At 41.5% G+C, this 13,749-nt stretch carries 8 protein-coding genes; 2 read left to right on the forward strand and 6 right to left on the reverse strand.

Features of this window, described 5'->3' with window-relative positions:
* Window positions 1-17: 17 nt before the first annotated feature.
* Window positions 18-818, forward strand: a complete 801-nt coding sequence (locus tag RYH73_RS17705; protein ID WP_335314787.1) for a hypothetical protein — start codon at window positions 18-20, stop codon at window positions 816-818.
* 243 nt (window positions 819-1,061) lie between these two features.
* Window positions 1,062-1,490, forward strand: coding sequence for a nuclear transport factor 2 family protein (locus RYH73_RS17710; RefSeq protein WP_335314788.1), 429 nt, complete (start codon window positions 1,062-1,064; stop codon window positions 1,488-1,490).
* Window positions 1,491-1,547: 57 nt separating this feature from the next.
* Here the strand turns inward: RYH73_RS17710 and RYH73_RS17715 are convergent, their stop codons facing one another.
* From RYH73_RS17715 to RYH73_RS17740, 6 genes are all read right to left on the reverse strand, one after another.
* A complete protein-coding gene (locus RYH73_RS17715) occupies window positions 1,548-3,116 on the reverse strand; it encodes a SusD/RagB family nutrient-binding outer membrane lipoprotein (protein ID WP_335314789.1) in 1,569 nt (522 codons plus the stop codon).
* A gap of 12 nt (window positions 3,117-3,128) precedes the next feature.
* On the reverse strand, window positions 3,129-6,227 hold the full coding sequence (locus RYH73_RS17720; RefSeq protein ID WP_335314790.1) for a SusC/RagA family TonB-linked outer membrane protein: 3,099 nt from the start codon (window positions 6,225-6,227) through the stop codon (window positions 3,129-3,131).
* A gap of 454 nt (window positions 6,228-6,681) precedes the next feature.
* Window positions 6,682-7,386: a hypothetical protein gene (locus tag RYH73_RS17725; protein ID WP_335314791.1), complete on the reverse strand. Its 705-nt coding sequence runs from the start codon at window positions 7,384-7,386 to the stop codon at window positions 6,682-6,684.
* 180 nt (window positions 7,387-7,566) lie between these two features.
* Window positions 7,567-8,844: a polysaccharide pyruvyl transferase family protein gene (locus tag RYH73_RS17730; RefSeq protein ID WP_335314792.1), complete on the reverse strand. Its 1,278-nt coding sequence runs from the start codon at window positions 8,842-8,844 to the stop codon at window positions 7,567-7,569.
* A 29-nt stretch (window positions 8,845-8,873) separates the two neighbouring features.
* Window positions 8,874-10,349: a RagB/SusD family nutrient uptake outer membrane protein gene (locus RYH73_RS17735; RefSeq protein ID WP_335314793.1), complete on the reverse strand. Its 1,476-nt coding sequence runs from the start codon at window positions 10,347-10,349 to the stop codon at window positions 8,874-8,876.
* A gap of 10 nt (window positions 10,350-10,359) precedes the next feature.
* Window positions 10,360-13,746 carry a SusC/RagA family TonB-linked outer membrane protein gene (locus tag RYH73_RS17740; protein ID WP_335314794.1) on the reverse strand — a complete coding sequence of 1,129 codons (3,387 nt, stop codon included), beginning with the start codon at window positions 13,744-13,746 and terminating at the stop codon, window positions 10,360-10,362.
* Between the last annotated feature and the right edge of the window lie 3 nt (window positions 13,747-13,749).

A 13,749-nucleotide genomic window follows, 5' to 3' on the forward strand; every position in this document is an offset into this window, starting at 1 on the left:
AGATATATTTGCTATCGATGAAACGCGCACGCACTTTTCTTCGTTTATTCGCTTTCTTATGTTTGCTTTACAACACGGAATCATTGGTAAAAGCGCAAACGATGCGGTATAATGGAGCTTTTTCAGGCCATTTCAGAGGAGAAAGGACAACCTTATTTCTAGAAGGCCCAAAAGGTACTTTCTCCATGTTATTACAGCAAACGGAGAACACACCCTATGAATTTATCACTGGTACCTTCCAGCTAAGGCAAGATACCGCCTGGCTGCAAAGTGATTTTTATACACACGACGTCTTTGTATGGGGACTTCATAATCCACAGATAAAAAAAGGGCAAATTAAATTATTATTTCAGCTTTGTCATTCAATGAATACCCCATCGATAACGTTTAGTTTAGGTTCTATCAGTGCGGAGAAAATCACGCAATGGAAGGAAGCCGGCAAGCTTCACAAAGGAGATAATAGTTGGTCCATAAGGGCACCACAAGAGGATACGTTATTTATTGCGCACGGATTTGATCGTTTATATTTGTATAGTTTTCCACTTAAACAAGACAAGCAAATTCTCAACGAGTTCACAATTATCCAAGTTCCTAAACATAAAAATCGGATGCTGATTAATATGCCGGTGTACATACCGTCACGCAATCCTAATCAGCTATTACTTGGTCGTGAAACGAAAACACGTTTCATGAGAATCGATGAAAGCCCATGGGGTGTATTGCCTCCACTTGAAGAAAACTGCCCATATCTTGGGCCTCCCTTCCAGCGGATATTACCTACTAGCGTAAGCGATCTCTCCTTCGTGCTCCGTAAATAGAACTTGCTGCATGATTAAGATTCTCCGAGCACCTGCTTAAACCGATATACCATTTTATTCAATACGCCCAACACGAATTTACGTACAACGCAATAGCGTTCACCGAAAAATCCACCTTCTTTACCGAGTTCTTCACTTTACTCACCTAATTCTACTCGGGTGACAACGGATTGTGTTTTACCTTTGAATCAACAAATAAAACATAACAATACATAAAATATTAACCCTTTAAAACATAAAGTCATGAAAACCTCCATCAAATTATTTATAGCGGCCATCATTGTTCTTACTTCAGGCACTTTTGCAAATGCCACCATGGTAGATAAAAACTTAAACACCGCAGAAAATGCCATTCATGAATACATCGATGGTATTACCTTAGGTCGTACCGAGAACTTGGAAGAACTGTTTACAGAAAATTTTAAACGTAATACCTCGGGCAAAGGGATTAGCTATAGCCATACTAAAAGTCAAGTGATCAGCTTTTTAAAGCAGAACAAAAATTTAAAACAAAACTGTAAAACACAATACAACGTGATTGAACAGAGCGCACAATTTGCTCTAGCGCAAATAGAAATGAAATATCCGGATTTTATCAAAGTTGAATACGTTCAATTATGTAGAGAAGGTAACGAATGGAAGATCAATCAAATAACTACTACTTATAGATAGATACACAAAAAAAGCTGCCGTAAAAAAACGGCAGCTTTTTTCTTACCTAAAAATCATTTATTGCTCCACATCCCACCACATACGCGAAGTCATTCGATCCCCGTCACTATAACGGGAAACCGCTTCATTATAGTTAGCGGTATTGATCGATGCTTCGCTGGTTGGATACGTAAAACGACGAGGTACTTTGCCATTCGTTACATTATTAAAATAGTTCACTTCCTTCAATACAGGATAACCTGAACGACGATAATTGGTCCATGCCTCATATTCATCCATAAAAGTTGCAATCCAATATTGTGTATTAATCTGCTCCAGCGCCTGATTTGCATTAAACGGGTTCGCCGTCAAATAACTTGTGGCTTCCAATTCGGTCATCGCGGGTGATGCCCCCAACTGATTCATCTGTAAAATAGCCGCTTTTACACCCTCTTCGTAATAAGCCTTCGCATCCCCACCTATCCATGCGCGCGATGCTGCTTCAGCCAATAATAGCTGCGTCTCGGCATGCGTTAATAAAAAGCTGGGCGCATCCAAACGAGCATAAGTATAACGATTTACAATCGAATAATTATTGAGGTTTCCCGGCCAATTTGCTGCATTTGAAACATCTGTTTCAGCCCCCAATTCATCATAACCATTAGGCATGCCCAACTGCTTGGAAGCGGTGGTGTCGCCTAAATCGTAATTGGCATTTCCATAAGCCAATTGAGGAGCTTCTGCCACCGTCGCAATATAAATGAGCCGGGGGTCATGGGTGTTTTTCAACTGATTGATGAATGCTTCACTTACCCGAGAGGCATTGGCATCTTGATAAACCAATACTTTTCCATATGCATTTGCAGCATCGGTTGTATTTAACTGATGCTGCATCAATGCATTATCATCGTTACTGCTAAATATACCTCCTTCTAATGCCCGAGTTACCCATTGCTTGCCCGTTTCAGGATCTACCTTTGACAATCGCAAACCTAAGCGAATCATAAAAGAGTAGGCGAACTTCTTCCATTTATCAACGTTACCACCATAGATTAAATCAGCGGTCGATAATGTATTAGGAGCACCTGCATCCAAGGCACTCGCTGCTTCATCCAACTCCTTGTATAAGTCATGATAGATTGCTTCCTGTTTATCGTATTTTGGGTAACCAACGTCATCTAAGTAACCCAATCCTGCCTCAGTATAAGGAATGTCACCGTATAAATCTGTCATTTTTTGGAAAATTGCAACACGCATAATACGCGCAATCTGATAAGCATTAGCTTTGGCTGGATCATCTTTGAATTTGCTGATTACCATTGTAATGTCTTTCACAGCATTCGGATAGTCGCGATCCCAATGTGCAGCATTATAACCTGCATCATAAGTATATTTATCGCCATTCCAATAGCTCTGCGTAGAGGCAAGGTGTTGTACCATTGTTGCACAATAAATCAAACCATTTCGCCAAACATTATAATCGGTACCTGCATGGTAAACCTGAGCAGAAGAAAATAACAAATTATAATCCATGCCATTTTCCGGAATCGCGTTTGGATCCGTATTGATTTCTTCAAAATCCTTGGTACAGCTCCAAAGGGTAAAAGCAAGAAGTGCCAAGGCAAATGGAAATTTAGAATATCTCATTGAATAATATTTTTAGAACTTAACATTTAAATTAAACCCAAAACTCCTAACCGGAGGGTTTGAGGTTGCCTCCAATCCTTGGGCATTTGAATTATTATAGGCAGATTCCGGATCAATGTTCGGCGTGTGCTTTAACAAAGTGGCCAGGTTACGTGTGACCAAGGAGACGGTTGCAGCTTTAAAAGGCATCTTTTGCAAAAAGCTATTTGGCAAAGTATAACCCAATGACAGCTCACGTAGCTTAATAAAACTTGCATCATAAACAAATTCTTCTGCAATGTTATTATTAATTGCCAGATTCTGGTAATAATTCTGCGCCGGTACAGCTACCGTATTCTGACTGCCATCTTCAGTTACTCCGACCCCCACTACTCCGCCTTCGCGTCCATTCAACGTTTCTTTATGTAAACCTGCATTATATAAAAGTAAATTAGTTGCAGAATACAATTTGGCTCCAAACTTAAAATCGAATAAAGCAGACAGGGAAAAATTTTTGTATTTGAATTGATTGGAAAATCCACCCGTTGTTTTATAAACACCTGAACCCAAAGGTACCACACCATCGGTACGAAGTGGGTTACCGTCCGAACCATAGATGATATTACCCTGATCGTCACGTCTATAAGCAAAGCCCATGATTTGTCCATAGCGCATCCCAACCACGTTACTAACAACCACACCACTTCCATAGGCGGCCTCTGATCCCTGTATGGTTAATGCATTTACTCCCTCACCTAAGTACCTGATTTTACTATCATTAAAGGCTAAGTTTAAACTCGTATTCCATGTAAAATTATTATTTTGAATCGGTGTTCCAGAAATTAGTCCTTCAATACCACGATTGCGGACTTCCCCTATATTTTGAATAGCTGCGCTATAACCGGAAGCCGTACTCGTACTAATAATCGCGATATCATCTTTCGTATCTTTCTGATAAACCGCTGCGTCAAAGCTTAGTCTGTTATTAAAAAATTGCATGTTCAAGCCTGCTTCATATTCGCGAATTTGTACAGGGCGCAGATCGGTATTGGGTACATTCTCATTCTTCACATATCCTAGGGCTATACCATCCTTATCATAAGTTCGCAAGGAGAAATTCAATAAGTTTTGATAGGGAGTCGTTCCGTTGGAAGACATTGCATAAGAAGCCCTAAATTTAGCAAAGCTTATTACCTCTGGTAACTCAAAAGCCTCACTGAACACGAAACTGGTACTCACTGAAGGATAAAAATAACTATTGTTGCTTGGATTTAGTGTAGAGAACCAATCGTTTCTTCCTGTAAAGTTCAAGAAAAGGAAGTCTTTATAACCAAGGTCAGCCGTCCCATAAAAGGAGTTTACACGAAAACGTTCATATTCCGGAACGTATTTGGTATTTGGCGCATTGATATTATTGATATTATATACATAAGGTACAATAAAAGGGCCCGCAGCACCGCCCAGTAAACCATAAGCCCGATTGATATTGTCTTGATGGTTTCCTCCCAAAGAGGCGTTTATGCTAAAATTTTCGCCTATCTTCTTATTTGCAGTAATTAAAAAATTCGCATTGAGTTCCCGAAAATTGCGTTCATATTCCGTTAATTCACCACCATTTGCATATGCCGTTCCCGTAGGGGTTACTTTTCTGAACTGAAAGATATAACCATCCCTACTTATTTGTCCTTGCACAGATAGCCAGTCTAAGATATCATATTTTAACGTAGCAGCTCCTGTTAAACGGTTACGATCTGTATTGTTCTGATGCTCGTAGGCTAAGAAATAAGGGTTGTTAAAATAAAGGTTTGTTCCGGGCAGTAATTCATTCCCATCTGCGTTGCGAAAAGGATTTAACCATCGTATATCATATCCATTCGCCAGATACATCGTTGACGCGTTGATATTCGTCGAGTTATTTGCCAATAAAGCTCTGTTTTTTACTTGTTCAAAGATATAATTTGCTGTAACCGTTAATTCCAGCTTATCCGTAATCTTGTAACTGGTATTCATGTTGATCCCCTGTTGTTTCATGTTTGAATTGGGAATGTTCGGGTTGTTATATAGGTTAGATAGCCCCACACGATACCGTACCTTCTCGCTACTTCCGGCTAAAGCGACTGAAGTTTGATTATTTATTCCGTTTCGATAAAAATTCTTCCAATTATCCGGCCCGGGAGAATAAGTGTACGTATTACCCAGTAAGTTCACTGCTTCTGAACCGTCAAATCGGGGTCCCCAGCTGGAAACCGCTGAATTAAGGGCTGAAGTTGCTGAATTAGGTTTCACCCCTTGCGTTCCTTGTCCATACTCATTTTGAAAATCCCTAAAATCAATAATATTATTTAAGGTGAAATTGTTGTTTAGCTCAACAGATAAAGCCTCACCTGTTTTACCGCTTTTGGTGGTGATTAGGATTGCACCATTGCCTCCCCGATAACCATACAAAGCCGAGGCCGCCGCCCCTTTCAGTACCTGGATATCGGCAATATCATCGGGATTAATATTCGACAAACCATCGCCGAGATCCAATCCACCGTATTGCCCGGCACTCCCTTGGTTCGTATTATCGAAAGGCACGCCGTCGATGACGTATAAAGGTTGGTTGTTGCCTGTCATAGAGGCCGCACCACGAATGACTACCCGACTACTCCCCGAAGCACCGGTTGCGTTATTTGATACACTTACACCCGCAACCTTACCCGTAAGTGCGTTACCCAAGTTCACATCACGTGATTGTGTAAACTTTTCTCCGTCCACCCGGGTAGTGGAATAGCCCAAAGCTTTCGATTCGCGTTTAATACCCAGCGCACTCACAACCACCTCATTTAAGGCATTGGTTTCCGAGGCCAAGATTACATTTAAAATCGGATTATCCCCTACAAGCACCTCTTTACTGGTATAGCCGAGATAGGTGAATGTAAGGGTTTCCCCTTTTGTTGCTTTGATCTCATAAGTCCCGGTGGACGAAGTCTGAACCGATTGTTGTTGTCCTTTTACCATAACCGTGACACCAGGCAATGGCCCGGATTCGTCTCTTACTGTTCCTTTGATTGTTTGTTGTGCATACAATTGGACTGTATCCAGCAAAAAGAGAAATACAACTCCAAGGAGCATTTTGTAGTACTGAAGCATAATTTAAAAATTACAATATTTAACTTGTATAGAACCAGTAGTTGACGCGCATACATCACCAACTTCCCGTTCTTATAAGAATTAAACGTTTTAGCGACAATTATTTTGCCGTTTCTTCAGTCCTTCCATGTTTTAACATATAAAAATTTAATCGTGTAATAGGAAGTATGTCCAATCGTTTATTCAAAGTTCAATTATCGATTGTTAACCAAACATTTAACAACAGAATAATTGGTATAGGACGTAAAAAATTCATTTGAAAATTTTTAAATCGATAATCGAAGAAAACAAGCACATCGGACTATTCCTGTAGAAGGCTTCCACAAATTGTAGAAAAATGCCATCGTTGGCATTATTGTATTTAAAAAATGCTTAATACATCTCCGCTTTCAACATAGAAAATGATAGAATAGCTTTATAACACGTACGTGAGAGAAAGAATGGTATGAAAAAACTACCTTTTTACATTATGTAAGAAAGACCTTTTGATACTGAGCGAAAAATAGAATAAACGGTCGTCATGCTGACTATACATATTCGCATATCCATCCAATTCATCCCCAAAATAAAGTCCTAACTGAGCATTTACATTAACGGCCCAGGTTGGCCCGCTCAAAGAATAGCCAAAAGGAATGTCAATCCCCGCATTTAATGGTACAAAAGCACCTTTACTTTTATCCGCTCCTACAAAATTCGGATCTTCGGATGTACTACGCCGAGCCTCTACATCGTTCCGCAAAAAACCAATACCAGCACCGATATATAAATTTCGAATTAACGATTTGAAAAAAGGTTCCCGAATATAATTCAATTCAAAATTTCCACCACCACCATTCAGTACTAAACCCAATCGTGCTTTCGCATTGATATTAGCCCCAATATAGTTATTTTCAGCGCTTCTCCCTGTCCAATCGTCAGCAGCGAGTTTGCCCATCATTCCTTGTAAGCCGACTGAAACAAAAGGTATTACAATATAGTCTATACCCAAATGATAGCCGGGCTTTAGTGGTTTATGTGCCATTTCTCCGTACAACTGGGTTAGCCCGCCCCCCACCTCACCACTTAATCCGCCGCCAAATTGAGCAAAGGTCGTATTGGGAAGCAAAGCAGAAAAAACAAATAAAACGCAATAGAAGATTAAATAGCGAAAGAAAGTCATAGTAACACAATTTATGGCTGTAAATTAAACGCACTTTGTGTCAAATTAGTCTTTGCTAACCACAATTCATAGATAATTTATCTCAAGACTGAAACGTAAGCTTTTCACCAAATGCACAAATGTTCCAATTGAACATTTGTGCAATTAATTAATTCCCTTATTCTTCACTAGAATATTGCCTTAGCGATGATTTAGTTCATCTGCCAATTTTCTCATGCTTGCGCTAAAAAGTGCATCCACGCGTACCTTTGCATCTAAGGCTTTTTGCTTGGCTTCCTCTGGGTTTTTGGCTAGCGCTAAAACAGCCGGCAAAATCCGTTTCACATCCTCCGGTTTATCTACATCGAAATACCATTCATCCAATCCAATATCCTTCCACATAACTCCTTTAGAGGTTTGTTCTTCAAACCGGCCAACCAGGGCAGGTATGCCATTCCCAATACACATAATCGGTGAATGCATTTCTAACCCAAATAATCCTGCTGATAGCCTGTAGGTACTAACAGCTTCATCTGTTAACCAGTAGGTATCTTTCCAAATTACTTTCTTTCTTACATCTTGCGGTAATTTGTCCATAATAATTTGTTTACCTAGTTTAACTTGGGTGCCGTCCTCCGGACAGACCAGTACTTTCATTGAGGTTTGGCGCACGACTTCAATGATAGCTTCCCGAATGGGTGCATTATCATGCTCCCGCATTTCTTCATTACGTGCGTTCTTACGTTCATCAAATTTAGCCTTCTTTTCAGGAAGTTCCCACCAAGGTGTATAGCGTTGCCGTGGAATGGCACATAGAAATTTACCCGGTTCTAAGTCATGTTGTTTAAGGAATTGTTCAGCAGCACCATCGTTGCGCAAATCTACCGCGAAAGCTCCATCAGGCCCAAATTCCATAACAGGACAACGCGCTCCATGTTCTTGCGCAAAATGAAGCGATATTGAATCCCTGAAATAGCAAAATTGTGCTGTCGTGAGCAACTCAATATTCTTTGTTAATGCAGCTTCCTGTCCGGAAGTCGGTGGACCGTAAAATCCAGGAAATGTAATTCCATAAATGCCATAAGGTTTACCTGTTTCCTCTTTCCAGCGAGCGATATCTTTAGCGGCAACTAAGGAGGGTCCCGAGCCGTGCAGTAAAAAATCGCTCTCTTGCCAAGCTCGTGCAAGATCGGCTTCACCCTGTACTATTTTCACTTGTGGAAAACGCTTTCGTAACATCGGTTCTACGCCATTATTAATGCTCATAGGCCATAAGCGCACTTCCACGTCCGGCAAATGCTTTTCAAGTAAGGCGAGTACGCCTGGGGTGTGGCCAATATCACCTATGTTGACTGTTTGCCAAGATGAACGAAGTAATACAACTTTTTTACTCAAATTTCGCCCAAACAAATTTTGGGATAAGAGTACACTTGCAGTCAATGTTCCTAAATTCTTTATATATGCTCTTCGTGTTAACATAAAAATTCTTTTTAATAATTTGTCTTTAATTAATATCCCGGATTCTGTTCCAGTAGCGGATTAACATCCATGTCCAATTGCGGAATAGGCAGTAACACATGATGTTCCTGAATTTGCGCATTTCGCCCAAACCCTGTGTCCGCTTTAATGGCTTGCAATAATTGGCCGGTTCGTATTAGATCAAATCGTCTGTTATTTTCGAAAGTTAATTCTAATCGGCGCTCCAGCCAAACAGCCGCTCGAAAAGACGCATAATCAAGACCACTCAGTGCACTAAGACCTGCGCGTTGCCTCACTCGGTTAAGTGCTTCATATGCTTCCACGGACGGCCCTCCGTCGCGCTCGTTACTTGCCTCTGCATACATCAGCAGTATATCAGCATATCGTAAAATTGGAAAGCTTGTTCCCTCCCCACCATTTGTTGTCGCCGTTTTGTCCCAGAGTTTTTGGAAAGATACCGCATTGGCGGGATTCGGATCAGTAGCCGATAATTCAACCGTCTTCCCCTGATAACTGTAAGAAGTAATAAAAGAAACTGCTTTCCGTTGATCGTTGTCTTGATATAAGTTAAAAAGGTTTGCTGCTACCCGTGCAATACCGGCACCACCGCCTGGATAAATCGGAGCGGAACGAATACCATAACCTCTCCCCAAACTATGCCCCCGCACATCGGTCAGGTATTGAACTTCAAAAATGTTCTCTATTCCTCCTCTCGCTTGCAATGAAAAAGCCGCTGCAAAATTGGGATAAAGATCATAAACACCTTGATCGATCAGCTCCTTTGCTTTGGTTGCAGCACGTTGCCAATAAGGTGAGTTACGTTCTGTACCTGCTCGAGTAAGATATACTTTTGCCAAAATACCTTTCGCAGCTCCCTGCGTCGCCCGCCCTTTATCTACTTCTTCATACGATAATGGAAGTACCTGTTCGGCTTCCGACAAATCACTCTCGATAAGTTGATATACTTCGTCTATAGAGGCGCGGGCAACTTCCAAGCCTTCCAAGCCATCCGTTTCAGTTGTCATAATAGGAACCCCTCCGTAAAGGCGTACCAAATTAAAATAAGCCAATGCCCGTAAAAATTTTGCTTCGGCAATATAACGCTGCTTCAGGTTTTCATCCATCGCAATCGTTGGCAATCGATTGATAACAATATTACATCGGTTAATGCTCGTATAAGCAGCTGGATAGAAGCGAATAAAAGCATTATCCGGTGTTATATCATAGCGCCACAACAGCGGGCGGTTAGCGTCCCCTGTCAAAAACGGAACCGCATCGTCGGAAGTAGCTAAATCAATAAAGACATCCGGATTACTTATACTCGCATAACAACCCCCTAACGCAGCTTTTGCATCTTCCGCGGTTTTATAGTACGTAGCGTCTGTTAAATTGGAGAGAGGTGTTACATCCAATCGGCTCTCACAGTTAAACAATATCATTGCCAAGCATGAGAGCGAAACAATCGTTTTTATGTAGCCTAAAACTACTCGTTTCGTGTATGTCATATTTTCCATATTAAAATTTAACATTCAGTCCCAACAAATACGTTTTCGCCGCCGGATAGGCCCCATAATCAATACCTTGGCTTATCGTATCACTTCCGAACCTGTTTACTTCCGGGTCATACCCGGTATAAGAAGTGATCGTAAAGAGGTTTTGACCCGTGATATAAATACGGCAGGAACTAACCGAGAGTGACCGTAACCAACTGGTAGGCAAAGTATAACCCAAAGAAATATTTTTAAAACGAATGTAAGACCCATCTTCCACATGGAGTGTGGAAAGCAATCGAGACCCACCAGCCGCATTGGCCCGCGGCACCGAATTACTGGGATTGGAAGGAGTCCACCGGTCTAACACACGGGTTGACTGGTTATTTCCTCCCGTCATATTCATTTGGTCAAAAGTGCCGTAATTGAGAACCTCATTTCCAAAAGTGCCTTGAATAAAGATATTTACATCAAAACCCTTATAAGAGATCGTGTTATTAAGGCCACCAAAAGCATCCGGGTTTGCATTCCCGATAATCGTACGGTCCTCATCATTAAAAATACCATCACCATTAATGTCGGCATAGTGTATATCACCGGGCTTTGCGTTAGGTTGTGCTGAGGCTGCAATTTCGTTTTCATTTTGAAAAATACCCTCCATTTTAAACCCATAAAAATTGCCTATCGGCGTTCCCACACGCATTAAAATCGGACTGATATTCGTTCTATGCACTTGTGCATCACTACCCGCTCTAAACTCTGTGCGATTATCAAGCGCAAGTACCTTATTTTTATTGAATGTTATATTGAAAGCGCTCGTCCAACGAAGACCACCATGATCAATGTTGGTACTATTCAATGCTAGCTCAACTCCCTTGTTCTGCACGCGACCGATATTTTGGAGCATTGAAGAAAAACCCGAATTCGTGGGGACTCCTACACTGAACAAAAGGTCCGAAGTTGTTTTCACATAGTAGTCACCGGTGAAGGATAGCCGGTTATCAAAGAACCCAAGGTCCAATCCAATATCAAGTTGTGCATTCTTTTCCCAACGTAAATCCGGGTTAGCTATTCCCTGAGGTGCATTACCTGTTAATAATGCTCCGCCCAACACATAGGGATGCGGTGTAATATTTGCCAAAAAACGGTAATTATCAATTTCCTGGTTGCCGGAAAGTCCATAACTGACCCTGAGTTTTGCGTCTGATAAATATCTCAAATCCTGCATCCAGGTTTCATTCCGTACTTTCCAAGCAAGCGCACCAGAGGGGAAAAAACCGAACTTATTGTTAGTGCCAAAACGAGAGGAGCCGTCTCTTCTACCGGTAAGTGTTAGTAGAAACCGATCGTCAAAACCATAGTTGACTCGCGCAATATACGAAATCAATCGCCACTGGTTTGCTCCTGAGCTAGCCGGAATAAGTGTCGACCCAGCTTCCAAGTTATGATATTTAGCAAAGTCATCGTTGAAGGTATTGGCATTGGCCGTGGCTGTTTCATAATCCGATTGCTGATAGCTGTAGCCTAGCAAAGCATTAAGCTGATGAGTCGATCCAAAAGTTCGCTCATAAGTCAAGGTATTTTCATTTAACCAGTTGATGGTTTGTGAAGATGCAACAGAAGCACTGCCACCTAAGCTCGCACCTGTAATTACCAAGCGTGAAATATAATTGCTTGCCTTATTGGACTGTAAATCAGCACCCAATGTGGTTTTAAATTTCAAGTGATCGCTAATTGCAAACTCGGCATACGTATTTGCTAAAAACCGAATCAAAGAACCTTTGTTGGTAAATTCCTGCGACATTGCATAGGGATTATCGGCTCCCAAGCCATTAAGTGGCCCCTGATTACTAAAATAAGATCCATCAGAATTCCACACCGGAAAAGTTGGTGAATAGTTCAAAGCTGATGAAACCACGCTTTCGTAAGCGGTATTGCCGGCTACTTCCGTACGAGCACTATTACTGGAAGTGTGTACACCCTGTGCAGATAGCCCCACTTTCAGCCGACTTGAGACATCACTATCTACATTTGTCCGAAGTGAATAACGTTTAAAATCAGAACCGATAACGATACCGTCTTGTCCATAATAGCCTAGCGAAATGGCATAGCGCGTTTTTTCGGAGCCGCCTGATATCCCTAATTGATGATCTTGTATAGGCGCTTTGCGCAAGATGACATCTTGCCAATCTGTACCTTCACCTAAACTTGAAGGTAACGGACGTTCGTCATTGCTCCCATCAAAATAGGGCACCGATCCATTATTAACATTGGCATCATTGACAAATTCTGCAAACTGCCCGGCATTCAACAGGGGGATTTTTCGTCGTACGCTCTGCTCTCCATAATAACCGTCATAACTCACAATGGATCTTCCAACTTTTCCTCTACGTGTAGTTACCATGATGACACCATTTGAACCTCTCGATCCGTAAATAGCTGTCGCTGACGCATCTTTCAGGACCTCCATTGATTCGATATCGTTTATGTTAATAGAGTTGAGATCACCTGTTGGAAAGCCGTCAATAACATATAGTGGTTCGTTTCCTGCATTTACAGATCCAGTGCCACGGATACGAACGGTAGTCGCTCCACCTGGTCTGGCTGAATTTGTCGTCACATTGACACCTGCCACACGTCCTTGCATGGCACGATCTAATGCTACAATAGGAGTTGAGCGAATGTCCTTCTCCCCTACGGTAGATACCGCTCCTGTTAAATCTCCACGTCTCACCGTACCATATCCTACTACTACTACTTCGTCTAATGCCGACTCCTGTTCGGCCAACGTCACATTAATCTGCGTACGCTGCCCAATTGACTCTTCCACCCGTTGGAAGCCGGTAAATGAGAACACGATGAAGGCTCCGTCCCGAACAGATAATGAATAATAGCCATCACGATTCGTTATCGTACCTACTTTTGGATGCTCCTTAACAAAAACAGATACCCCTTCCAAGCCTCTTCCATCTTTGTCTGTTACACGTCCTTCTATTATTAACTGTGACAGCCCCGGTGGCCTAAGGCCTACCCCTCCAAGAGAGGATCGTCCACTTAGTTTTAATACAACAGTTTTTTCTTCTTTCGATACAATTTCTACCTTTAAAGGATAAAAGCACTGCTTTAATACCTCTTCTATGGGCGTCTCTTTTACGTCGATAGACACCTGTTTCAGGGTATTAGAACGTTCAACATTATAGATAAAATCATAGCCGGTCATTTTTCCTAGCCGCCGCATTACTTCTTTTATCGCAACGTTGTTAACCTTTAAGGTAACTCGCTGCCCCAAGCTGATCGCATAACAATGGCTACAGATTATGGTTAAGATGAAAATGAGCTTCATTACCGCTATTAATTTTAAGGAACAGCGTAAAAGTGCAACACTATTCCATGCAGTATTTTTTTTGTACATTTG

Origin of the sequence: Olivibacter sp. CPCC 100613, assembly GCF_036959255.1 — a bacterium.
Lineage (GTDB): Bacteria > Bacteroidota > Bacteroidia > Sphingobacteriales > Sphingobacteriaceae > Olivibacter.

What these genes read in the sequence shown, in the direction of transcription:
- RYH73_RS17705 (WP_335314787.1), top strand. Translation starts at nt 18, where the DNA reads ATGAAACGCGCACGCACTTTTCTTCGTTTATTCGCTTTCTTATGTTTG.
- RYH73_RS17710 (WP_335314788.1), top strand. Translation starts at nt 1,062, where the DNA reads ATGAAAACCTCCATCAAATTATTTATAGCGGCCATCATTGTTCTTACT.
- RYH73_RS17715 (WP_335314789.1), bottom strand. Translation starts at nt 3,116, where the DNA reads ATGAGATATTCTAAATTTCCATTTGCCTTGGCACTTCTTGCTTTTACC.
- RYH73_RS17720 (WP_335314790.1), bottom strand. Translation starts at nt 6,227, where the DNA reads ATGCTTCAGTACTACAAAATGCTCCTTGGAGTTGTATTTCTCTTTTTG.
- RYH73_RS17725 (WP_335314791.1), bottom strand. Translation starts at nt 7,386, where the DNA reads ATGACTTTCTTTCGCTATTTAATCTTCTATTGCGTTTTATTTGTTTTT.
- RYH73_RS17730 (WP_335314792.1), bottom strand. Translation starts at nt 8,844, where the DNA reads ATGTTAACACGAAGAGCATATATAAAGAATTTAGGAACATTGACTGCA.
- RYH73_RS17735 (WP_335314793.1), bottom strand. Translation starts at nt 10,349, where the DNA reads ATGACATACACGAAACGAGTAGTTTTAGGCTACATAAAAACGATTGTT.
- RYH73_RS17740 (WP_335314794.1), bottom strand. Translation starts at nt 13,746, where the DNA reads ATGTACAAAAAAAATACTGCATGGAATAGTGTTGCACTTTTACGCTGT.